The 22,131-nt window shown below is 69.2% G+C and carries 17 protein-coding genes; 13 read left to right on the forward strand and 4 right to left on the reverse strand.

Annotation, left to right across the window (positions count from 1 at the left end; all coding sequences use genetic code 11):
* Positions 1-80 precede the first annotated feature (80 nt).
* Genes nadA through nadC form a run of 3 tightly spaced genes read left to right on the forward strand, consistent with a single transcriptional unit; the run spans position 81 to position 3,571 of the window.
* Positions 81-1,088, forward strand: coding sequence for a quinolinate synthase NadA (gene nadA / locus DPR14_RS06870; RefSeq protein ID WP_192499471.1), 1,008 nt, complete (start codon positions 81-83; stop codon positions 1,086-1,088).
* 16 nt (positions 1,089-1,104) lie between these two features.
* A complete protein-coding gene (locus DPR14_RS06875) occupies positions 1,105-2,757 on the forward strand; it encodes an L-aspartate oxidase (RefSeq protein ID WP_158044483.1) in 1,653 nt (550 codons plus the stop codon).
* Positions 2,735-3,571 carry a carboxylating nicotinate-nucleotide diphosphorylase gene (gene nadC / locus DPR14_RS06880; RefSeq protein WP_158044484.1) on the forward strand — a complete coding sequence of 279 codons (837 nt, stop codon included), beginning with the start codon at positions 2,735-2,737 and terminating at the stop codon, positions 3,569-3,571. Before DPR14_RS06875 ends, nadC begins: the two co-directional genes overlap by 23 nt.
* Positions 3,572-3,611: 40 nt before the next feature.
* On the opposite strand, the gene DPR14_RS06885 is transcribed toward nadC, so the two are convergent.
* Positions 3,612-6,059 (reverse strand): Tex family protein, encoded by a 2,448-nt coding sequence (locus DPR14_RS06885; protein WP_158044485.1) that lies wholly within the window; start codon positions 6,057-6,059, stop codon positions 3,612-3,614.
* A 478-nt stretch (positions 6,060-6,537) separates the two neighbouring features.
* On the opposite strand from DPR14_RS06885, the gene hyfB reads away from it, so the two are divergent.
* From hyfB to DPR14_RS06915, 6 genes are read left to right on the forward strand one after another with little or no spacing between them, the layout of a single operon-like run.
* Positions 6,538-8,547 carry a hydrogenase 4 subunit B gene (gene hyfB, locus DPR14_RS06890; protein ID WP_246148950.1) on the forward strand — a complete coding sequence of 670 codons (2,010 nt, stop codon included), beginning with the start codon at positions 6,538-6,540 and terminating at the stop codon, positions 8,545-8,547.
* Complete coding sequence (locus tag DPR14_RS06895; protein ID WP_158044486.1) at positions 8,544-9,509, forward strand: respiratory chain complex I subunit 1 family protein; 966 nt, start codon at positions 8,544-8,546, stop codon at positions 9,507-9,509. The genes hyfB and DPR14_RS06895 overlap by 4 nt, the downstream gene beginning before the upstream one ends.
* 9 nt (positions 9,510-9,518) lie before the next feature.
* Complete coding sequence (locus DPR14_RS06900) at positions 9,519-10,181, forward strand: hydrogenase-4 component E (protein WP_158044487.1); 663 nt, start codon at positions 9,519-9,521, stop codon at positions 10,179-10,181.
* Entirely contained in the window at positions 10,178-11,626 is a 1,449-nt protein-coding gene (locus DPR14_RS06905) for a hydrogenase 4 subunit F (protein WP_425501017.1), read from the forward strand. Before DPR14_RS06900 ends, DPR14_RS06905 begins: the two co-directional genes overlap by 4 nt.
* 16 nt (positions 11,627-11,642) lie before the next feature.
* Positions 11,643-13,151: a hydrogenase large subunit gene (locus DPR14_RS06910; RefSeq protein ID WP_158044488.1), complete on the forward strand. Its 1,509-nt coding sequence runs from the start codon at positions 11,643-11,645 to the stop codon at positions 13,149-13,151.
* Positions 13,152-13,174: 23 nt separating this feature from the next.
* Positions 13,175-13,690, forward strand: a complete 516-nt coding sequence (locus DPR14_RS06915; protein ID WP_158044489.1) for an NADH-quinone oxidoreductase subunit B family protein — start codon at positions 13,175-13,177, stop codon at positions 13,688-13,690.
* Between the two features lie 2 nt (positions 13,691-13,692).
* On the opposite strand, the gene DPR14_RS06920 is transcribed toward DPR14_RS06915, so the two are convergent.
* Genes DPR14_RS06920 through DPR14_RS06930 form a run of 3 tightly spaced genes read right to left on the reverse strand, consistent with a single transcriptional unit; the run spans position 13,693 to position 16,792 of the window.
* Positions 13,693-14,226, reverse strand: a complete 534-nt coding sequence (locus tag DPR14_RS06920; protein WP_158044490.1) for a hypothetical protein — start codon at positions 14,224-14,226, stop codon at positions 13,693-13,695.
* Positions 14,227-14,231: 5 nt separating this feature from the next.
* Positions 14,232-14,753, reverse strand: coding sequence for an ankyrin repeat domain-containing protein (locus DPR14_RS06925; protein ID WP_158044491.1), 522 nt, complete (start codon positions 14,751-14,753; stop codon positions 14,232-14,234).
* A complete protein-coding gene (locus DPR14_RS06930; RefSeq protein ID WP_158044492.1) occupies positions 14,750-16,792 on the reverse strand; it encodes an AAA family ATPase in 2,043 nt (680 codons plus the stop codon). Before DPR14_RS06930 ends, DPR14_RS06925 begins: the two co-directional genes overlap by 4 nt.
* A gap of 267 nt (positions 16,793-17,059) precedes the next feature.
* Between DPR14_RS06930 and DPR14_RS06935 the strand changes: the two genes are divergently transcribed.
* From DPR14_RS06935 to DPR14_RS06950, 4 genes are all read left to right on the forward strand, one after another.
* Positions 17,060-18,187: an ABC transporter ATP-binding protein gene (locus DPR14_RS06935; protein WP_158044493.1), complete on the forward strand. Its 1,128-nt coding sequence runs from the start codon at positions 17,060-17,062 to the stop codon at positions 18,185-18,187.
* A 39-nt stretch (positions 18,188-18,226) separates the two neighbouring features.
* The gene (gene murJ, locus DPR14_RS06940; RefSeq protein ID WP_158044494.1) at positions 18,227-19,777 is read left to right on the forward strand and encodes a murein biosynthesis integral membrane protein MurJ; all 1,551 of its coding nucleotides are present in this window, start codon (positions 18,227-18,229) and stop codon (positions 19,775-19,777) included.
* Positions 19,778-19,906: 129 nt separating this feature from the next.
* A complete protein-coding gene (locus DPR14_RS06945; RefSeq protein ID WP_246148952.1) occupies positions 19,907-20,908 on the forward strand; it encodes an ABC transporter substrate-binding protein in 1,002 nt (333 codons plus the stop codon).
* Positions 20,909-20,915: 7 nt separating this feature from the next.
* Positions 20,916-22,124, forward strand: a complete 1,209-nt coding sequence (locus tag DPR14_RS06950; protein WP_158044496.1) for an ABC transporter permease — start codon at positions 20,916-20,918, stop codon at positions 22,122-22,124.
* The last annotated feature ends 7 nt before the right edge of the window (positions 22,125-22,131 follow it).

The raw sequence follows: 22,131 nt of genomic DNA on the forward strand, positions 1-22,131 counted from the left end.
AACCGATATACTCATTGAGATTATAAATGGGATGTGCTCATCTGGAGCAGAAATTTGCCCTGGAGAACTGGAGCCACGCCATGTCAGTAACCGCCGAACTCGCCTATACGCCCGACGTCGCGAGGGCCACAGCGCCGATCTACGAGCGCATGAGCCGTGTCGTCCCCGCGGTCGAGTGGCCGTTCCATGCGCCGCTGGTCCACGCCATCAACAATTTGAAGCGGGAGCGCAACGCCGTCGTCCTGGCGCACAATTACCAGACGCCGGAAATCTTCCACGGCGTGGCCGACATCGTCGGCGACAGCCTCGCCCTGGCCCGGCAGGCGGTCTCGACCGATGCCGACGTCATCGTCATGGCGGGAGTTCATTTCATGGCGGAGACGGCGAAGCTGCTGAATCCGGGCAAGCTGGTCCTGATGCCGGACATGTCGGCCGGATGCTCGCTGGCCGACAGCATCACCGGCGCCGATATCCGCCTGCTGAAGCAGAAGTACCCCGGCGTGCCGGTCGTCACCTACGTGAACACCTCGGCGGAGGTGAAGGCGGAATCGGACATCTGCTGCACCTCCGGCAATGCCGTGCAGGTGGTCGAGAGCCTGGGCGTCGACCGCGTGCTGTTCCTGCCGGACGAGTATCTCGCCAATTACGTGGCGTCCCAGACCAAGGTCGGGATCATCGCCTGGAAGGGCCACTGCGAGGTCCATGAGCGCTTCACGGGCGACCAGCTCCGCGAGTACCGGGCACGCTTCGGGGGGCTGACCATCATTGCCCATCCGGAATGCCCGCCCGACGTGCTGGAAGCCGCCGACTTCGTCGGCTCCACCGCGCACATGATCGACTATGTCGGCCGGCAACGCCCGGCCCGGGTCCTCATGGTCACGGAGTGCTCCATGAGCGACAACGTCGCTGCCGGCCTGCCGGACGTGGAGTTCATCCGCCCCTGCAACCTGTGCCCGCACATGAAGCGCATCACCCTGTCGAACATCCTGGAAAGCCTGACTTCGCTGGAGCCCCGTGTCGAGATCGATCCCGCCGTCGCCGACCGCGCGCGCCTCGCGGTCGAGCGCATGCTCGCCGTCGGCCGGTGAGGGGGAGCATTCCGCCATGGCAAGCATCCGCGATGCCGGGACGGTGGTGGTGGGCTCCGGCCTTGCCGGGCTGACCGCCGCCCTGCGCCTTTCTCCCCGGCCGGTTACGCTGCTGACGAAGACGCCGGACCTCGTCGGGGGCTCGACTCCCCATGCCCAGGGCGGCATCGCCGCCGCGATCGGCCCGGGTGACGATCCGGACGAGCATGCCGCCGATACGGTGATCGCCGGGGCCGGCATCACCGATGCGCTGATGGCCCGCCTGCTTGCCGCCGAGGGCGCCGAACAGGTTCGCCGCCTGCTGGCGTCCGGCATGCCGTTCGACCGGGCGGCGGACGGAACGCCCCGGCTGGGACGGGAGGCGGCCCACGGCCGCGCCCGCATCGTCCATGCCGGCGGCGACGCGACCGGGCGCGTCGTGGTCGACGAACTGGCGGAGCGGGTCCGGCGGACGCCGTCCATCACCGTCATGACCCGGGCTTTCGCCCACGAACTCGTCGTCCGCGACGGGCGGGTCCACGGCGTGCTCGTCCGTCACGCGCGGGAGGGCTGGGTGCTCCATCGCGCGGAAAACATCGTACTGGCGACCGGGGGCATCGGCAGCGTCTACCTGCACACCACCAACCCGGCTGAAAACACCGGCGACGGGCTCGCCATGGCCGCGCGGGCCGGGGCAGTGCTCGGCGACCTGGAATTCATGCAGTTCCATCCCACGGCGCTCGCCGTCGGGGACGGCTCCGGCCGGCCGCTGCCGCTGCTGACCGAAGCCTTGCGCGGGGCGGGCGCCCTGCTGCTCGACGGTGCCGGCCGTCGCTTCATGGCCGGCGAGCATCCGGACGCGGAACTGGCACCGCGCGACATCGTCGCCCGGGCCGTCTGGCGCCGCATCGCCGCGGGCGAGCGTGTCACCCTGGACCTGCGCGCCGTGCTTGCCCGCGAGCCGGACCATTTCCCGACCGTGCTGGGCCTGTGCGCCGAAGCCGGCCTCGATCCCCGGCGCGAGCCGGTCCCGGTGGCGCCGGCCGCCCATTACCACATGGGCGGCGTGGCGACCGACGTGGCCGGCAGGACCGGAATCGCCGGCCTCCATGCCTGCGGCGAGACCGCCGATACCGGAGTCCACGGCGCCAACCGGCTGGCCAGCAACTCGCTGCTGGAAGCGCTGGTGTTCGGCGACCGGGTCGCCCGGTCCATATCGGCCGCCGGTCCGGGCGGGCCGCCCCCGCCGGTCGCGGTGCCGACGCTCCCGGAGGTTCCCGGCGGTTCGGAAACCGCGTTGGCCCTGCTGCGCCATCGGCTGCGGTGCGTGATGTACGACAGGGCCGGCCTGTCCCGCGATGCCGCGGGGCTGGCCGACGGGCTCGCGCGCATCCGCGATCTCCAGGCGGAATTCGACGGGATCTCCGGCCCGCCGGCCGGCTTCGAGGAGACCGTCGCCTGGGGCGAGCTGAGGAACCTGCTGCTGGTCGCCCGCCTGGTCACCCATGCGGCGAGCCTGCGGCAGGAAAGCCGGGGCGCCCATTTCCGCGCCGACTTCCACCAGCCGTCCGAGGCGCTCCGGCGTCGGAGCTTCCTCACCCTGGCCGATCTCGGCCGGTCCGACGCTCTCCAGCCTGATTGCCGCCAACCCCTGAAGGACGCCCGCCATGCCGTACCCGCTGGTCTATGAACCCCTCGTCCGGGCAGCCCTGCTGGAGGACCTGGGCCGCGCCGGCGACCTGACGACCGACACCGTCGTTCCGGCCGACGCGACCGCGCGGGCCCGGCTGGTCGCCCGCCGGCCCGGCCGGGTCGCCGGGCTGACGGTTTCCCTCTCCGCCTTCAGCCTGCTCGATCCGGCGCTGTCGGTAAAGGTCCTGGCGCCGGACGGCCGCGATGTCCTGCCGGGAGACACGCTGGCCGTGGTCGCCGGGGCGGCGCGCCCGATCCTGTCGGCCGAGCGCACGGCGCTGAACCTGCTGGGCCGGCTGTGCGGCATCGCGACCGCCACGCGCTCGCTGGTCCAGGCGGTCGAAGGCTGCAAGGCGCGGATCACCTGCACGCGCAAGACCACGCCGGGATTGCGGGCGCTGGAGAAGGAGGCCGTCCGCCAGGGCGGCGGAAGCAACCATCGTTTCGGGCTGGATGACGCCGTCCTGATCAAGGACAACCATCTGGTCGCCGCCGGCGGCATCGGTGCCGCCGTCGCCCGCGCCCGCGCCGGGCTCGGCCACATGGTCAAGATCGAGGTGGAGGTGGATACGCTGGCGCAGCTCGCGGAGCTGCTGCCGCTGGGCGTCGATGCGGTGCTGCTCGACAACATGACCCCGGACCAGCTTCGCGAGGCGGTCCGGATGGTGGACGGCCGCATGCTGACCGAGGCGTCCGGCAACATCAATGCCGACACGGTTCGCCGGGTGGCGGAAAGCGGGGTCGACATGATCTCGGTCGGCTGGCTCACCCACAGCGTCGCCAACTTCGACGTCGGCCTGGACTTCGAGTGAGGGGCGGGCGGGGCTCCGGAGGGAACCCCGCCCGCCGCCGTCACTGCTTCTGCTTGGCCGCCTGGGCCCGGGCGAAGGCTTCGGCCAGGGCGCCGCCGAGGGCGGGGCCGGCCGACATGACCGCCGGCTCGCGCTCGCGCGGGGGCCGCTTCTCGGTCCGGTCCGGCCGCTTGCCGCCGCCGGGAGCGCCGCCGTTCGGGCCGCCCGGGGACGGCCGCCGTTCGCGCGGCTGGTCGCTCCGCTTCTGGCCCTGGGCCGGCCGGGACTCGGACGGACGCTCCGTCCGTTCGGTCCGTTCCGGGCGGCCCGCCGGCCTTGCCGCCGGTTCCTCCAGGCGCATTGTCAGCGCGATGCGCTTGCGCTTGAGGTCGACTTCCAGGACCTTGACCTTCACCACGTCGCCCGCCTTGACCACCGTGTGGGGGTCCTTGACGAACTTGTTGGCGAGCTGGGAGATGTGGACCAGGCCGTCCTGGTGGACGCCGATATCGACGAAGGCACCGAACGCCGTCACGTTGGTCACGGCGCCTTCCAGCACCATGCCCGGCTCCAGGTCCTTCAGCTCGTTGACGCCCTCCTTGAAGACGGCGGCGCGGAACTCCGGACGCGGGTCGCGGCCGGGCTTCTCCAGCTCGGCGATGATGTCCTTCACGGTCGGCAGGCCGAACTTGTCGTCGGTGAACTCCTCCGGGCTGAGCGAGCGCAGGAACGGCGCGTCGCCGATCAGCTGGTCAAGCGGCTTGCCGGCGTGGGCGAGGATGCGCTCGACCACCGGGTAGGCTTCGGGGTGGACGGCGGAGGCGTCCAGCGGGTCGTCGCCTTTGGCGATGCGCAGGAAGCCCGCCGCCTGCTCGAACGCTTTCGGCCCCAGGCGGGCCACGTCGTTCAACTGCTTGCGCGTGCGGAAGGCGCCGTTCCGGTCGCGGAACTCGACGATGTTGCGGGCCACGCCCTCGGACAGGCCGGAAACGCGGGCCAGCAGCGGCACCGAGGCGGTGTTGAGGTCGACGCCGACCGCGTTCACGCAGTCCTCGACCACGGCGTCAAGGCTGCGGGCCAGCTTGGACGCGCCGACATCGTGCTGGTACTGCCCGACGCCGATCGACTTCGGCTCGATCTTGACCAGCTCGGCCAGCGGGTCCTGGAGCCGGCGCGCGATCGACACGGCGCCGCGCAGCGAAACGTCCAGATTGGGGAATTCCAGCGCGGCCACTTCGGAGGCGGAGTAGACCGAGGCGCCGGCTTCGGAAACGACCAGCTTGGACAGGTTCAGCTCCGGGTGGCGCTTCATCAGGTCTGTGACCAGCTTGTCGGTCTCGCGGCTGGCGGTGCCGTTGCCGATGCTGACCAGCTCGATCTTGTGGCGGATCGCCAGGGCGGCGATCACCGCGATGGAGCCGTCCCAGTCGTTCCTGGGCTGGTGCGGATAGACCGTGGTCGTCTCCACCACCTTGCCGGTGGCGTCCACGACGGCGACCTTGACGCCGGTCCGGATGCCGGGGTCGAGCCCGATGGTCGCGCGCGGGCCGGCCGGGGCCGCCAGCAGCAGATCGTGCAGGTTGCGGGCGAACACGCGGATCGCGTCGTCCTCCGCCCGGTCGCGCAGGTCCCCCAGCAGGTCCAGCTCGACATGCAGCCCGATCTTGGTCTTCCAGGCCCAGCGGACGGTTTCCAGCAGCCACTTGTCCGCCGCCCTTCCGGCGTCCTGGATGCCGAGATGGCGGGCGATCATGGCTTCGCACGGGTGCTGCAGGTCGGTCGCGGGGTCGCCGACCTCGATCTTGAGGTCCAGCACGCCCTGGGTCCGGCCGCGGAACATGGCCAGCGCCCGGTGCGAGGGGACCTGCTTCAGCTGTTCGGAGAACTCGAAATAGTCGGAGAACTTCGCGCCCTCGTCGCGCTTGGCCTCGACTACGCCGGAGACGACGCGCCCGTTCTCCGCAACATAAGCGCGCAACCGGCCGACCAGCTCGGCATCCTCGCCGAACCGCTCCACCAGGATGTGGCGCGCGCCTTCGAGCGCCGACTTGACGTCGGGCACGCCCTTCTCGAGATCGACGAAGGCGATCGCCGCGGCCTCGGGCGCCACGACCGGGTTCTCCAGCAGGCCGAGCGCCAGGGGCTCCAGGCCGGCCTCGCGGGCGACCATGGCCTTGGTGCGGCGCTTCGGCTTGTACGGCAGGTAGAGGTCTTCCAGCCGGGTCTTCGTGTCGGCTTCCTCAAGCTGGGCCTTCAGCTCGTCCGTGAGCTTGCCCTGCTCGGCGACGCCGGACAGGATCGCCGCCCGGCGCTCCTCCAGCTCGCGCAGATAGCGCAGGCGCTCTTCCAGGGTTCGGAGCTGGGTGTCGTCGAGACCGCCCGTGGCTTCCTTGCGGTACCGCGCGATGAACGGGACGGTGGAGCCTTCGTCGAGCAGCGCGATGGCTGCGTCGACCTGGGCTTCCCGGGCTGAGAGTTCGTCGGCGATACGTTTGCTGATGCTGATCATGTGGCGAAGGCACGGCTGCAGTGAAAACCGAAGGTCGGGTGCCACCCCTATACCCTGTAGAGGCGGCCCAAGGCTAGGGACCTTATCCAGCCCAAGGCATATCGGGGTCTTGGTTAACGTGGTATTAACCCGCCTGCGGACATCAAGCATGGCCGGTGCGGGAATTATCCTGCGGCAAACTCGACCACCCCTATCTCCCGGCCCGGTGATTTAACCGATTCTTGACGGGAGCGGAACGATTCTGGAGACACGAACGCACGGTGGTGCGTTTCCTCCCTGACTGAAAACCTCCGGCCCGCGCTTCAGCGGGGGCCGGCCTTTTCGCGGCCCCGCGACCGGCACGCTTTGTCGCACCTCCGATCTCCCGACCGGCCGAAGGGATGTTTGCCTCGGGGGCACGGCCGCATGTTATAAGCATCGCGCTTACCCGAATACCTCCGGTGGTTTCAGTCCATGGTTTCTCAGGCGGTTCCCGGTCTTGGCGTTCATTAGTCTGTGCATCGCGGCCATGCTGCTCCTCGGCATCGTGGGAACGACGCGATCCTGGCTGAGCCGTGCCCACGAGGTCGTCCATGGCGGCATGGCGCTGGTCTGCGGCGGCGCCGCTCTGGCGGTCCTGCTGCGGCTCGCCGCCGGCGGGACGGAAGTGGACGTCCTGGTCCTGCCGATCGGGCTGCCCTGGCTGAACGCGAGCCTGCGGCTCGACGCGCTGTCCGCCGTGTTCCTGCTGGCGGTGAACCTGGGCGGCTGCCTGGCCGCGGTGTTCGGCTGGAGCTATGCCCGGCACGAGGCGGAGCCGGCTCGCGTGCTGCCTTTCTTCCCCCTGTTCCTGGCCGGCATGAACCTGGTGCTGGTCGCGGACGATGCCTTCGTCTTCCTGATGGCCTGGGAATTCATGTCCCTGTCGTCCTGGCTGCTCGTCCTGGCGAGCCACCGGGAGGCGGAGACGCGCCGCGCCGCCTATGTCTATCTGGTGATGGCCAGCTTCGGCACGGCCTGCCTGCTGCTCGCCTTCGGCATCCTGGCGGGGGAGGCGGGCGGATACGGCTTCGACGCGATCCGCGCCCATCCGCCGGGGGCGGTGTCGGCCAGCTTCGCGGCCTTGCTGGTGCTTCTGGGCGCCGGGTCGAAGGCCGGCCTCGTCCCCCTGCACGTCTGGTTGCCGCTCGCCCATCCCGCGGCACCGAGCCACATCTCCGCGCTGATGAGCGGCGTGATGACCAAGGTCGCGATCTACGGTCTGATCCGGTTTCTGTTCGATCTGGTCGGGGAGCCGCTCTGGTGGTGGGGCGGCGTGCTGGCGGTGGTCGGGGCCGTCACCGCCGTGGTCGGCGTGCTCTATGCGCTGATGCAGGACGACGTGAAGAAGCTGCTGGCCTATTCGACGGTCGAGAACATCGGCGTCATCGTGATCGGGTTGGGTCTGGCCCTGGTGTTCAAGGCGTCCGGGGTCCCCGCGCTGGCGGCGCTGGCGATGACGGCGGCCATGCTGCACGTGCTGAACCACGCCCTGTTCAAATGCATCCTGTTCTTCGGTGCCGGCGCCGTTCTGACCGCGACGGGGGAGCGCGACCTGGACCGGCTCGGCGGGCTGATCCATCGGATGCCCGCGACGGCGCTGTTCTGCCTGGTGGGTGCCGCGGCGATCTCCGCGCTGCCGCCGCTCAACGGTTTCGTGGCGGAGTGGATGCTGTTCCAGGCGGTGCTGAACGGCCCGCTGCTCGAACAGTGGGAACTGAAGATCGGCTTCGCGGTGATCGGCGCGCTGCTGGCCCTGTCCACGGCGCTGGCCGCGGCCTGCTTCGTCCGCTTCTACGGCATCGCCTTTCTGGGCCGTGCCAGGTCGCCGCAGGCGGAACAGGCGCGGGAGGTGGACACCGTCATGCTGTCGGCGATCGCGGTGCCCGCCGTGCTGTGCGCCGTGATCGGCGTCCTGCCGAAACTCGCCATCTCGATGATCGAGCCGGCCAACCGGCTGACCACCGGCGAGGGGATGTTCGACGCCGGCGGGCACGGCGGCTGGGTCTGGCTGGCGCCGGCCAGCGCCTTCGGGAACAGCTACAGCGGCTTCATGATGTTCATGACCATCCTGATCCTGACCACCCTCGCCGTCTTCATGATCCACCGCTACGCTTCCAACCGGGTGCGCCGTTCGATCCCCTGGGCCTGCGGCTTCACCGATCCGGCGCCGCTAGGCCAGTATTCGGCCAGCAGCTTCGCCCAGCCGCTGCGGCGGGTCTTCGCGGACCAGATATTCGGCGCGCGGGAGGTCGTGGACATGCCGGCGCCGGGCGAGACCCGGCCCGCGCGCTTCACCCTGGAAATGCGCGATCCCGCGTGGGACCGGCTGTTCACGCCGGTGGTCCGGCTGGTCGGCTGGGTCGCGGACCGCGTCGACAACCTGCAGTTCCTGACTATCCGGCAATACCTGTCGATGATGTTCTTCGCCCTGGTGGTGCTGCTGGTCATGGTGGCGGTGTCGCAATGATCTTCGTCCAGGCGCTGCTTGCCGGAGTCTTCCAAGTCGTCCAGATGCTGCTGGTGCTGGCTCTCGCCCCCGGGCTGACCGGCTTGGTGCGGGTCGTCAAGGCCCGCCTGCTCGGCCGCCGCGGGCCGCCGCTGGTCCAGCCGTACCGCGACCTGTTCCGGCTGCTGCGGAAGGACGTCGTCCTGGCGGAGAACGCGTCCTGGCTGTTCCGGGTGACGCCCTACCTTGTGTTCACCGCGATCTGGCTGGCGGCGGCGCTGGTGCCGACCTTCACCACGGCGCTGGCCCTGACCGCGACCGCCGACCTGATCGCCTTGGTCGCCCTGCTGGCGAGCGCGCGGTTCTTCCTGGCGCTGGCCGGGATGGACGTGGGGACCAGTTTCGGCGGGCTGGGATCGTCGCGCGAGATGATGATCGCGGCGCTGGCGGAGCCGGCCATGCTGATGGTGATCTTCTCCATCGCTATCCTGGTGCGGACCACGTCGCTCTCGCTGATCGTGGATTTCATGCTGGCGGGAGGCGTCGGGTTGCGGATCTCCCTGGGGCTCGCCCTGATTTCCCTGCTGATGGTCGCGATCGCCGAGAACGCGCGGATCCCGGTCGACAACCCCGCGACCCACCTAGAGCTGACCATGGTCCACGAGGCCATGGTGCTGGAGTATTCCGGCCGCCACCTGGCGCTGATCGAGGCCGCCGGCATGCTGAAGCTGGTGCTCTACATGGCGCTGATCGCCTGCATCTTCCTTCCCTGGGGGATATCCGGGCCGGGGGAGGGACCGCTCGCCATCCTGATCGGGCTGGTGACGTTCGTCCTGAAGCTGGCCTCCGGCGCCGTTCTGCTGGCGCTGTTCGAGACGAGCATCGCCAAGATGCGCGTCTTCCGCTATGGCGAGTTCCTCGGCGGTGCGCTGCTGCTCAGCCTGCTGGGCGCCATCTTTCTCTATGTTTCGACCGGATTGTGAGGCGCCGGCATGCCCGGAATCCATTATGACATTGCCCACATGCTCGGCGCGGTCGTGCTGCTGCTGAGCTTCGCGCTGCTCTATCAGCGACGCCTCTTCGCGATCATCCAGGCGTTCGCCGCGCAGTCGATGGTGCTTGCGGCAGCCGCCGCGTGGCAGGGCTACATCCAGGACGCCCCGCACCTCTACATAACGGCGCTCCTGGCTCTCAGCATGAAGGCGATCGCCATCCCGGTGGCGCTCCACCGCGTGATCGACCGGCTGAACATCCGCCGGACCGTCGATACGGCACTGGGCGTCGGGCCGACCATGATCGCCGGCGTCAGCCTCGTCACGCTGTCGATCCTGCTGGTGCTGCCGGTCACCGCCGACGTGACCGCCCTGACCCGCGAGGATCTGGCGCTGGCGCTGTCGGTCGTGCTGCTGGGGCTGCTGACCATGATCACCCGGCGCAACGCGATCGGGCAGGTGGTGGGCTTTATGTCGCTGGAGAACGGGCTGATCCTGGCCGCCATCGGCGTGGAGGGGATGCCCCTGATCGTCGAGATGCTGGTCGCCTTCGCGGTGATGGTCGCCTTCATCATCTTCGGCATCTTCTTCTTCCATATCCGGGAGCGGTTCGACACCCTCGACCTGCACAACCTGGAGAGTTTCCGGGGTGAGCGCCGGTGATCGAGATTCCGGTCAATCCAGCCCACGTCATCCTGGCGCTGCCCTTCCTGGCCGGGCTAGTCCTGGCCGCCGTGGCCGACCACCGGCTGGCCTCCCTGCTGAACTCGCTCGCCTCGGGGCTGACCCTGGTCGCCTCGCTCAGCCTGTTCGCCGACCGGCCGGAAAGCACGCCGCTGTTCCTGGTCGACGACTTCAACATCTACCTGGTGGCGCTGACTGCCTTCGTCGGGTTCACGACCGCCCTGTTCAGCGCCAGCTACATCGAGCACGAGATCGAGACGGGGCGGCTGACGCCGCTGTTCGTCCGCTTCTACCACGCCATGTACCAAGCCTTCATGTTCACGATGCTGCTGGCCCTGCTGGCCAATAATCTGGGCGTGCTGTGGGTGGCGGTCGAAGGGGCAACGCTGACCACCGTCCTGATGGTCAGCCTGTACCGCACCCCGGCGGCGATCGAGGCGGCCTGGAAATACTTCATCCTGTGCGGCGTCGGCATCGCGCTGGCCCTGTTCGGCACGATCCTGGTCTTCCTCGCCGCCCGGCCGGTCATGGGCGGCGGCATGCCGGCGATGACCTGGTCGGCGCTGATGCTGGAGATCAACCGGGTCAGCCCCGACCTGCTGAACCTCGCCTTCGTCTTCATCCTGATCGGCTACGGCACCAAGGTCGGGCTGGCGCCCCTCCATGCCTGGCTGCCCGACGCCCACGCGGAGGGGCCGACGCCGATCTCCGCCGTGCTGTCCGGGCTGCTGCTGAACGTGGCGCTCTATGCGGTTCTGCGCTTCAAGATGCTGATGACGGCCAACGGGCAGTCGCTGACGCCCGGGCCGCTGATGATGGTCATGGGGCTGGCTTCGCTGCTGCTGTCCGCCTTCATGCTGTACCGGCGGCGGGACATCAAACGCCTGTTCGCCTACAGCTCGATCGAGCATATGGGGATCATCACCTTCGCCTTCGGGTTCGGCGGACCGATCGCGAATTTCGCCGGGCTGCTGCACATGACGATGCACAGCCTGACCAAGTCGGCGATCTTCGTCGCGGTGGGCCTGGCGACCCAGGTGAAGGGTACCCAACAGATCGCCGAGATCCGCGGGCTGACCGCCAGCCATCCGGTGATCGGATGGGGGCTGGTCGCCGGCGTGCTGGCCATCGCCGGGCTGCCGCCGTTCGGCATCTTCCTCAGCGAGTTCCTGCTGGTGACCACCGTCTTCGCCCGCGAGCCGCTGCTGGCGCTGCCCCTGGTCCTCGGCATCGTCGTCGCTTTCGGCGCGCTGGTCCTGCGGCTTCAGTCGCTTGCCTTCGGCGAACCGTCGGGATCGATGGCACCGGCGGCGTCCAGCGCGTTCCCGATGGCGCTACACCTGGTCCTGGTGCTTGTCGCGGGCATCTGGCTGCCGGAGCCGCTGGTCGAGTGGTTCCAGGCCGTCGCCCTGCTGCTCGGCTGAGGGGAGGGAGGACGGCATGCTCGACCATCTCGCATCGATCGGGACCCGCGCCGGGGACCATCGGCCGTTTCCCCGCTTCGACCTGGACCGCGAGGCCTGGGCCGCGCTGGTCGCGACCCTGGCGGAGAAGCCGGACTGGTCCCTGGTGGGGTTGTGGGCCGATACCGGCATCGTCCACATGGCCCTGCGCGAGGATGCCTCGGGTGCGGTCGCCGTGGTGTCGCTGGCTTGTCCGGAGGGGCGTTTTCCGTCGGTCGGCGGAGTGCGCCCGGCGGCCATCCGGCTGGAGCGCGCGGTGCAGGACCTCTTCGGAGTCACGGCCGAGTCGCTGGTGGATCCGCGCCCCTGGCTGGACCACGACGCCTGGCCGATCCGCCTGCCGCTCTCGGCCGACCCGCCCGATCCGCTGGGCCACCCCGAACCCTATCCCTTCCTGCCGGTCGAAGGCCCGGGCTTGCACCAGATCCCGGTCGGCCCTGTCCATGCCGGCATCATCGAGCCGGGCCATTTCCGCTTCACCTGCAACGGCGAGACGGTGGTCCGGCTGGAGCAGCGCCTGGGCTATGTCCACAAGGGGACGGAATGGCTGATGGCCGGCCGGTCGGTGGCCGAGGTCGCCAAGCTTTCGGCGCGGGTGTCGGGCGACAGCACGGTCGCGCACTCCCTTGCCTTCGCGCGCGCCGTCGAGTCGGCGACCGGAGCCGCCGTGCCGGCGCGGGCGGTCTGGCTGCGGGCGCTCATGGCGGAACTGGAGCGGCTCGCCAACCATCTCGGCGACATCGGGGCGATCTGCAACGATGCCGCCTTCGCCTATATGCTGGCCGAATGCGGACTTCTGCGGGAGAAGGTGCTGCGGGCGGCCGACGCCTGCTTCGGCCACAGGCTCATGATGGACCGGGTGATCCCGGGCGGGGTGGCGGCCGACCTGGCGGACGACGGGCGGCAGCTGCTGGCGCGGCTGGTGACGGACCTGCGGGAGGCTTTCCCGCCCCTGATCCATACCTACGACGAGAAGGCCTCGCTTCAGGACCGGACGGTCGCGACCGGGCGCGTGGCGACCGAACTGGTCCGCCGCTTCGGCGCCGGCGGCCATGTCGGGCGGGCGTCCGGCCGGGGGCAGGACGCCCGCCGCAGTCCCGGATACGCACCCTATGACGAGCTGGATTTCGAAGTCCCGGTGTTCGCCGACGGCGACGTCAACGCCCGGGTGTGGATCCGCATCCGGGAAGTCGAGGCCAGCCTGGGACTGGTCCGGCAGATCCTCGACCGCCTGCCCGAGGGGCCGGTCCACGCACCCGTTCCCGCCGCAGCGGGGCAGGGCATGGCGCTGGTGGAGAGCTTCCGGGGCGAGATCATGACCTGGGTCGCCGTGCGCGAGGACGGTATCGTGACCCGGTGCCATCCGCGCGACCCGTCCTGGTTCCAGTGGCCGCTGCTGGAGGCCGCGATCGAGGGCAACATCGTCGCCGACTTCCCCTTGTGCAACAAGAGCTTCAACTGTTCCTATTCGGGGCACGACCTGTAGGACGCCGCCATGCCGAGAACCCCATGCTGAAGACCATCGTCCGGAACCTGCTCCGGGGACCCGTCACGATGAAGGGGCCGGCTCCCGCCGAGGCCGGGATCGAGGAACTGGCGAGCCGCCTCGACCGGGCGGCGCGTGCCCGGCTGGGCCGGAGCCTGTCGATCCGGGAGGTCGACGCCGGGTCGTGCAACGGCTGCGAGTTGGAGATCCACGCGCTCAACAACGTGATCTATGACCTGGAGCGCTTCGGGATGCGCTTCGTGGCCTCGCCCCGGCACGCCGACGTGCTGATGGTGACCGGGCCGGTGACGGCCAACATGCGCGACGCCCTTTTCCGCACCTGGGACGCCACGCCCGACCCGAAATGGGTCGTCGCGGTCGGCGGCTGCGCCCTGGACGGCGGATTGTTCAAGGGCAGCTACGGCATCGTCGGCGGGGTCGGCTCGGTCGTCCCGGTCGACCTCCACATCCCCGGCTGCCCGCCGCGCCCGATAGACCTGCTCGCCGGGCTGGTGGCCCTGGTGGAGGCCGCGAAGTAACGTTACGACCCCTTCGTCAGCGGGAACAGGGTGAAGGTCAGGTCCCGGATGAAGCGGTCCATGCGGTCCGGCTTGGCGGCGTCCTCGGCCTCGATGGTGCCGATGGCCCCGGTCAGCGCGCGTCCGCCGCGGCAATAGGCCGCCCGCACGGTCACGTCCTCGTCGAAGGGCTGCGACGGCGGGATCTGGGCCGCGCACAGTTCCGCGTCGATCACCTGGTTCACCGGGTTGAAGACCATCACGACCTTGTACAGGTCCTGGCCGCCGGGTCCTGCATCCTGGGCGAACTTCAGGCTGGCGCCGACCTGGACGCGGTTCATCGAGGTCAGGACCTGGCTCGCGAACTGAGCGGCGCCGACGTCGCTCGGGTTGCCGTAGATCAGTGTGGTCAGCGTGGCGTCCTTTCCGCCGGCATAACCAAGCTCGTCCGGATTGTAGGCGGGATCGACCTGGGTCTGGGTGACCCGGCCGTAGTCCTCGCAGGCGGCCAATAGGAAAAGCGCCGCCAGGGCGGCGCCGGTGCGATGCAGTTTCATGATGATCAGTTCAGTTGTCCGACTTGATTGCCGAGCGCGGAGCGCCGCGAACTCGCCTGGGGATCAAAGGAATTGAGCAGGTCGACGACCGCGCGGTGGCCGCCTTCCTGCGCGTAGCTCAGCGCGTTGCGGCCATGGATGCTGGTGGTGCCGATATTGGCGCCGTTCTCCAGCAGGATGCGGACGGTTTCGACCTGCCCGCGCGAGGCGGCCGCCATGAGGGCGGTCTTGCCCTCCACGTTCATCGAATTGACCGAGCCGCCGGCCTGTATCAGGGCGCGCACGACCGTATTGTTGCCGATCGAGGCGGCGTACATCAGGGCCGTGCCTCCGTTGCGGCTGCGGGCATTGGGAGCGGCGCCGGCGCTGAGCAGCCGGCGGACGGCCTGGGTGTTGCCCTGTTCGGACGCGAGCATCAGGGCCGTCTTGCCGTCGGGCAACTCGTAATCGATGTCGCGGCCGGCCTGGATGACCGCTTCCAGGATGGCGGGCTGCTGGAAGGCCTGGAGCATGTCCTCGCGGGTCACGAAGCGGTTGGCTGCCGCGGGCGGCTGGTCGGAGGCGGCGCCGGCACGCTCCGCCCCCTCGTCATAATCCGGCGGCAGGCGGAGAACCTGGTCCGGCGCCGGCTGCGGGGAGCGACGGCGGTCCCGGCGGTCGGCGACGGTGGCTGGGATGCCGCTTCCGCGGCAAGGGCGGCCTGGCGTCTGGCATCCAGTTCGCGGAGTTGCGTCTGCAAGGCCTGGTCGGTCGGATCGACTGTCAGGCCGCGGCGATAGAAGCTGGCCGCGTTGTCGAACTGCCCGCGCTCCTCCGCCGTGGCGCCCCAGCGCCGGTAGGTGTCCTTGATGGTCGCGAGGATCGCCGCCGCGCGGGGGTCCTGCGGGGCGATCTGGACGATCTGCTGATAGACCTCGAAGGCGTTGCCGCCCGGCGGCGTCGTCAGCAGGCGCTGCTCGACGTACCTGTTCGCCCGGCCCACCAGTTCCGTGACGCGCTGCTCGTTGGCGGCATCGGCGGAGAGGGCCGGCGGCGGCGCCGGAGGTTGCGGAGGCGCCTCGGCGGCGGGTGCCGGTGCGGGATCCGGCGGCGGGAGCGTCGGCGCTGCCGAGGCAGGAGGCTGGGCCGGCCGGGGGATCGGAGGAGGCTCCACCGGAAAGGGCTGCGGCTCCCAGTCGGCCTCGGGCGCCAGGCCGGCTGTTTCGGAGGGCGGCGGCTCCGTGCTCCAGGGAAGCTGATCGCCGGTCGCCTGGCTGTAGAGCCGCTGGACGGCCTGGGGCTCCAGCAGCGCCGCGGCTATCCCCGCGCCGGCCAGCAGCGCCACCAGGCTGGCGGCGACCTGCGGCCAGCGGCGCCGCCGGTAGGCCGGTTCGGGGCGGTCGTGCCGGTAGGCCGGTTCGGGTCGGTCGTGCCGGTAGGCCGATGCGGTCAGCGGAGCGGCCGCGCCGCGGCGCAACGGCGGAGGCGTCCGTTCGTCATTGTCCTCCCAGGGCGGATAGGCGTCGCGGGCGGGCTCCGCCCTGCGGGCGGGGTGCCGGTGGACCGGTATCGGCGCTTCAACCTCGTGCGGCGGGGGCGCCTGGATGGGACGGCGGGGCGTGCGGGCAATGGTTTCCGGCGGCGGTGCCGGGGCCGGCGTGAACTGAGGCGGTGCGGCCGGCGGCGGCGGGGGAGACGGGCGGATGCGCGCGACCGGTTCCTGCACTTCGGTCTGGAGCGGAACCGCCGGCTGAACGGGCTGGAGGTCATGGGCCGGCTGCAGCCCGAGATCCTGCGCCACCTGCTCGACCCGGGCGCGCGTGATCGTCCGCTCGCCGGCACGGGAGGCACCGCTTACGGCGACGTCGGCCAGCGTGTTGACCAGCTGCAGCAGGCCGCCGGAATAGTGGGTGATGGCATCGATCGCCGCCGGTTCGAAGATGTCGTCCCGGATCGCGCCGGCCGCGCCGAGGCGTTCCTGGATGTAGGCGTCGACCTGGTCCTGCTCCAGCGGGGGCAGGTGGTAGGACACGCCGAGGCGGCGCATGGTGTCCTCCAGCCCCGGCTCTGCGAGCATGCGCTCCAGGTCGGGCGTGCCGGCGAGCAGGACCTGCAGGAAGCGGCCTGTCTCGGTGTCCGATGCCGCCATCTCGACCAGGTCGTACAGCACGCCGACATCGAGTTCCTGCGCCTCGTCCACGATCAGGACGCCGGTGCCTGCCTCCTCCAGCCGCTGTTCGAGGCGCTCGACCAGGGCATCCATGTCGGACAAGGGCTGGCCGCCGTTATCGTCCAGGAACAGTTCGCCGCCGGCCTGCTGGATCAGGTCCTCGACCGTCATGCCGGGCTTGGCGGCGATCGCCAGCACCATGGTGCCTTCCGATTCGAGCTGATCGAGCAGACCTTGCAGCAGGGTCGTCTTGCCCGACCCGGTCTCTCCGTAGAGAGCCATGACCCGGCGCCGAGCCACCACGGCAAGGGTGAAGCCGTTGAAAGCTTCCTCGTGCTCCTGCGATGCGTAGGTGAAACGCGTGGCAGGCGTAATCGTGAATGGCTCTTCGCGAAGACCGAAGCGGTTATTGATCATGGCATATTCTATCAAAAGGATTACCCAACGCCGCCCGGTACCGGATTATCGCAGGCGGAGCACCTTCGGTTCTCATGTGTTGAGCCTCGGCACTCTATCAACCCTGGTACCATTCACGAACGCAAAAAACGGATGAATGATCCGCGTCCATCGGAGTTGCCCGCTATCGTCCCGCGTATCCCCTAATCGCATCGATATCATGGCGGACAGAACCGCCCGATCCACTCGGGGGCTGGCCGAGGCTTCGATTTGCGATATCCTGCCGGCATGACCCATACAGACCCCGTCGGCGCGGCCGAATCTTCCCATGTCGAGTTCAAGGATGTCCGGAAGACTTACGACGGCGAAACGCTGGTCGTCAAAAACCTGAACCTGGAGATAAGCCGCGGCGAGTTCCTGACCCTTCTGGGGCCGTCGGGGTCCGGAAAGACCACGTCGCTGATGATGCTGGCGGGGTTCGAGGTGCCGACTTCGGGTGACATCAGGCTGGCCGGCCGGTCGATCGCGGGCCTGCCGCCGCACAAGCGGGACATCGGCATGGTGTTCCAGAACTATGCGCTGTTTCCCCACATGACTGTGGCGGAGAACCTGGCCTTCCCGCTGTCGGTCAGGAAGCGGCCCAAGGCGGAGGTCGAGGAACGGGTCGCCCGGGCGCTTCGCATGGTCCACCTGGAGAAGTTCGGCGCCCGGCGGCCGGCCGAGCTTTCGGGCGGGCAGCAGCAGCGGGTGGCGCTGGCCCGCGCCCTCGTCTTCGACCCTCAACTGGTGCTGATGGACGAACCGCTGGGAGCATTGGACAAGCAGCTGCGCGAGCATATGCAGCTGGAGATCAAGCATATCCACCAGTCGCTCGGCGTCACCGTCGTCTACGTCACCCACGACCAGACCGAGGCCCTGACCATGTCGGACAGGATCGCCGTGTTCAACCACGGCGTGATCCAGCAGATCGATCTGCCGGACCGGCTGTACCAGCAGCCCTGCAACAGCTTCGTCGCCAATTTCATCGGCGAGAACAACCGGCTGAACGGGATCGTCCGCGACCTGGCGGGCGGCACATGCCGCGTCGAGCTGCCGACCGGCGAGAGTGTGCGGGCGACCGCCGTGTCGGTGGACCGGGCCGGGCAGGCGACCACCCTGTCGATACGGCCGGAGCGAATCACCCTCGACCGGGGCGGGCCTGGCGAACCCGGTGCCGGGCTGGAGAACCGGCTGGCCGCGCGCGTGCTGGAGCGCATTTACCTGGGCGACCATCTGCGGCTTCGGCTGGAGGTTGCGGGCAGCGACGATTTCATGGTCAAAGTCCCCTTCGCCGACGATGTCCAGGCGTTCCAGGCGGGCCAGGACGTCTCGGTCCGCTGGGCCGCCGGGGATTGCAGGGCGCTCGATCCGGTCTGATCCATCTACGTCCCGCTTCAGGCGCAAGGCCACTCCATCGTGTTCCGCAAGATCCTTTCCGTCGGCGGCCTGACGCTCGCCAGCCGCGTCCTCGGCTTCGTCCGGGACATCCTGACCGCAGCCTTGCTGGGGGCGGGACCGGTCGCGGACGCCTTCTTCGTGGCGTTCCGGCTGCCCAACCATTTCCGCGCCCTGTTCGCCGAAGGCGCGTTCAACGCCGCCTTCGTGCCGATGTTCTCTTCCTTCCTGGTCGGGCAGGGGCGGTCGCAGGCCCGGATCTTCGCCGAGCAGGTGCTGGCCTTCCTGCTGGTCGTGCAGCTGGTCCTGCTGCTGGTATTCGAGCTGATCATGCCCTGGTTCATGGTCGTCTTCGCGCCCGGATTCGCCGACGAGCCGATGAAGTACGACCTTGCGGTGCTGTTCACCCGAATCACCTTCCCCTACCTGCTGTTCATCTCGCTGGTGTCGCTGATGGGCGCCGTGCTGAACAGCATCGAGCGGTTCGCCGCGGCGGCGGCGGCGCCGATCCTGCTCAACCTCTGCCTGATCGGAGCATTGCTCGGACTGACGCCGCTGCTGCCCACGGCGGGCCATGCGCTGGCCTGGGGGGTGCTGGCCGCCGGCGTCGCCCAGTTCCTGTACCTGGCGTGGGACTGCCGGCGTGCCGGCATGTCGCTGAGGCTGCCCTGGCCCCGGCTGACGCCGGGAGTGAGGCGGTTCCTGGCGGTGCTGGGGCCGGCGGCGCTGGGGGCGGGCGTCACCCAGATCAACCTGTTCATCGACACGCTGATCGCCTCGCTGCTGCCGACCGGCTCCGTGTCCTATCTGTATTATGCCGACCGGATCAACCAGCTGCCGCTGGGCGTGATCGGGATCGCGATCGGGACCGTCCTGCTGCCGGAACTGTCGCGGGCGCTGAAGGGCGGCAACATGCAGGCCGCCAGCGACAGCCAGAACCGCGCGATCGAGCTGTCGCTCCTGTTCACCCTGCCGGCCACGGCCGCCTTCCTCGCCGCGGGCTTCCCGATCGTCTCGGTGCTGTTCGAACGCGGCGCGTTCCAGGCCGCCGACGCGCAGGCGACGTCGGCGACGCTGATGGCCTATGCCCTGGGGCTGCCGGCCTTCGTGCTGATCCGCAGCCTGTTGCCTGGCTTCTACGCGCGCGAGGACACGAAGACGCCGGTCAAGATCGCCCTCGTCGTCGTCACCGTCAACGTGGCGCTGAAACTGGCGCTGATGCAGCCGCTGTCCCAGGTGGGGCTGGCGCTCGCGACCTCGGCGGCGTCCTGGGTCAACTGCGCCCTGCTGGCGATGCTGCTGTTCCGGCGCGGGTTCCTGGTGCTGGACGGCAGGCTGCGGCGGCGCGTGCCGCGCCAGCTCCTGGCGGCGGTGGTCATGGCCGGAGTGCTGCTCGCGGCGCAATGGGGCCTCGGCGGCTTCTTGGCCGCTCCCGACCTGGGAACGCGCTCGCTGGCGCTCGGCGTGCTGGTCGGGGCCGGCATGGCCGCCTACGCGGTGGCGGGAATAGCCCTGGGCGTCGTGTCGATGGCCGAACTGAAACTCTATACCCGGCGGCGCCGGAAGGCGTGACGCCGCTCCCCGACCATCGATACTCTGGACACGCCGCACAAGGTGATGAAAACTCAGGATTAATCATAAAACAGGAACAGGGTGACGATGATGGGATGCAAGTCCAGCCTAGTTTTCGGTGCGCTTCTGATGGCTTCGGCGGTCGGCGGTGCCGAAGCCCGCGACCTCACCGTCACCTCCTGGGGTGGCTCGTACCAGGATGCGCAACGTGAGGTCTATTTCCAGCCCTTCATGAGCCAGACCGGGACCAAGCTGGTCGAGGATAGCTGGAACGGCGGAGTCGGCGCGCTCCGCGCCAAGGTCGAGGGCGGCAACGCGGACTGGGACGTCGTCCAGGTCGAAGCCGAGGAACTGGTGCTGGGCTGCGAGGAGGGGCTGTTCGAGGAGCTGGACTGGGCGGCCTTGGGTGGCCGCGACAAGTTCATCCCCGCCGCGGTCCACGACTGCGGAGTCGGCGCCATCGTCTGGACCACGCTGATCACCTATGACGGCGCCAAGCTGAAGGATGGTCCGAAGAGCTGGGCCGATTTCTGGGACGTCCAGAAGTTCCCCGGCAAGCGGGGGCTTCGCCGCGGCCCGAAATACACGCTGGAGTTCGCGCTGATGGCCGACGGGGTCGAGCCGTCGCAGGTCTACCAGCTGCTCGGTACCGACGCTGGAGTCGACCGCGCCTTCAAGAAGCTGGACCAGATCAAGCCGCACATGGTGTGGTGGGAGGCCGGTGCCCAGCCGCTCCAGCTGCTGGCATCCGGCGAGGTCGCGATGACCAGCGCCTACAATGCCCGGGTGACGGCGGCGAACAAGAGCGACAACCGCGACTTCAGGATCGTCTGGCCAGGCGGCGTCTATGCCGTGGACAGCTGGGTGATCCTGCGCGACAGCCCGAACCGTGAGGCGGGCATGGACCTGATCGCCTTCATGAGCGACCCGACGCGCCAGAAGGACCTGCCGCCCAAGGTCCCCTATGGCGTCACCGCGAAGGAAGCCACGGCTCTGGTCGATCCCGCCGTGCTGCCGATCATGCCGACCGAGTCCGGCAACCTCGCCGTCGGGCTGGAGCTGGACACCGAGTTCTGGGTCGCCAACGTCGAGCGGCTGACCGAACGCTTCAACGCCTGGATCGGTCAGTGAGCGGCCGGTGAACCTGAAGGCGCAGCTGCGCCGGACCGAGCGCCGCCGCAAGCTGGAGGCGGTGGCGCTGGTGGCGCCGCTCTTCGTCTTCCTGGCGGTGTTCTTCCTGGCGCCGATCGGGCTGATGCTGGTGCGCAGCGTCGACAATTCGGAGCTGCCGTCGGTCATGCCCGACACCGCGTCGGCTCTGCGGGCGTGGGACGGCGCCGGCCTGCCGCCGGAGGACGTGTTCGCGGCCTTCGCGCGGGAACTGGCGGCTGGACAGCGCGACCGGTCGCTGTCCGGGGTGGCCAAGCGGCTGACCTACGAGATCCCGAACATGCGGTCGGTGCTGTTCGCCACCGCCCGCGGCCTGCCCGACGCGCCGGACGGAACGTGGCGGCAGACGCTGGCGGCGCGCAACCCGGCCTGGAGCGAACCGGAGACCTGGGCGGTCATGCGCCGCGCCGCGGCCCCGGTCACGCCGTACTACCTGCTTGCCGCGGTCGACCGGGAGATCGACGCCTCCGGCTCGGTCGTGCGGGTTTCCGCGGACCGCGCGATCTACGTGGACATCTTCGCGCGGACCTTCTGGATCGCGGCGGTGGTCACGGTCTGGTGCCTGGCGCTGGGCTACCCGCTGGCCTACAAGCTGGCGTCGCTGCCGCCCCGCGTCTCCAACCTGCTGATGATCCTGGTCCTGCTGCCGTTCTGGACCTCGATCCTGGTGCGGACCGGCGCCTGGGTCGTGCTGCTCCAGCGGGAGGGGCCGATCAACGAGACGCTCCAGTGGATCGGCCTGATCGGCGAGCCGGTCCAGCTCGTCTACAACAGGGTCGGCGTCTACGTCGCCATGGTCCATATCCTGCTGCCCTTCATGGTGCTGCCGCTTTACAGCGTGATGCGCGGCATCTCGCCTGCCTATGTGCGGGCGGCGACGTCGCTGGGCGCCACGCCCTTCACCGCGTTCCGCCGGGTCTACCTGCCGCAGACCATTCCCGGGATAGGGGCCGGCTGCCTGCTCGTCTTCATCCTGGGGGTCGGCTACTACATCACGCCGGCGCTGGTCGGCGGGGCAGGGGACCAGATGGTCAGCTACTTCGTGGCCTTCTTCACCAACCAGACGATCAACTGGGGCATGGCGGCGGCGCTCGGCTCGGTGCTCCTTCTGGCGACGCTGCTGCTCTATTGGGTCTATGCGCGGCTGGTCGGCGTCGATCGCATGCGGATGGGATGAGGCGGGC

Origin of the sequence: Skermanella pratensis (genome assembly GCF_008843145.1) — a bacterium.
Classification (GTDB): domain Bacteria; phylum Pseudomonadota; class Alphaproteobacteria; order Azospirillales; family Azospirillaceae; genus Skermanella; species Skermanella pratensis.

What these genes read in the sequence shown, in the direction of transcription:
- nadA (WP_192499471.1), top strand. Translation starts at nt 81, where the DNA reads ATGTCAGTAACCGCCGAACTCGCCTATACGCCCGACGTCGCGAGGGCC.
- DPR14_RS06875 (WP_158044483.1), top strand. Translation starts at nt 1,105, where the DNA reads ATGGCAAGCATCCGCGATGCCGGGACGGTGGTGGTGGGCTCCGGCCTT.
- nadC (WP_158044484.1), top strand. Translation starts at nt 2,735, where the DNA reads ATGCCGTACCCGCTGGTCTATGAACCCCTCGTCCGGGCAGCCCTGCTG.
- DPR14_RS06885 (WP_158044485.1), bottom strand. Translation starts at nt 6,059, where the DNA reads ATGATCAGCATCAGCAAACGTATCGCCGACGAACTCTCAGCCCGGGAA.
- DPR14_RS06895 (WP_158044486.1), top strand. Translation starts at nt 8,544, where the DNA reads ATGATCTTCGTCCAGGCGCTGCTTGCCGGAGTCTTCCAAGTCGTCCAG.
- DPR14_RS06900 (WP_158044487.1), top strand. Translation starts at nt 9,519, where the DNA reads ATGCCCGGAATCCATTATGACATTGCCCACATGCTCGGCGCGGTCGTG.
- DPR14_RS06910 (WP_158044488.1), top strand. Translation starts at nt 11,643, where the DNA reads ATGCTCGACCATCTCGCATCGATCGGGACCCGCGCCGGGGACCATCGG.
- DPR14_RS06915 (WP_158044489.1), top strand. Translation starts at nt 13,175, where the DNA reads ATGCTGAAGACCATCGTCCGGAACCTGCTCCGGGGACCCGTCACGATG.
- DPR14_RS06920 (WP_158044490.1), bottom strand. Translation starts at nt 14,226, where the DNA reads ATGAAACTGCATCGCACCGGCGCCGCCCTGGCGGCGCTTTTCCTATTG.
- DPR14_RS06930 (WP_158044492.1), bottom strand. Translation starts at nt 16,792, where the DNA reads ATGATCAATAACCGCTTCGGTCTTCGCGAAGAGCCATTCACGATTACG.
- DPR14_RS06935 (WP_158044493.1), top strand. Translation starts at nt 17,060, where the DNA reads ATGACCCATACAGACCCCGTCGGCGCGGCCGAATCTTCCCATGTCGAG.
- DPR14_RS06945 (WP_246148952.1), top strand. Translation starts at nt 19,907, where the DNA reads ATGGCTTCGGCGGTCGGCGGTGCCGAAGCCCGCGACCTCACCGTCACC.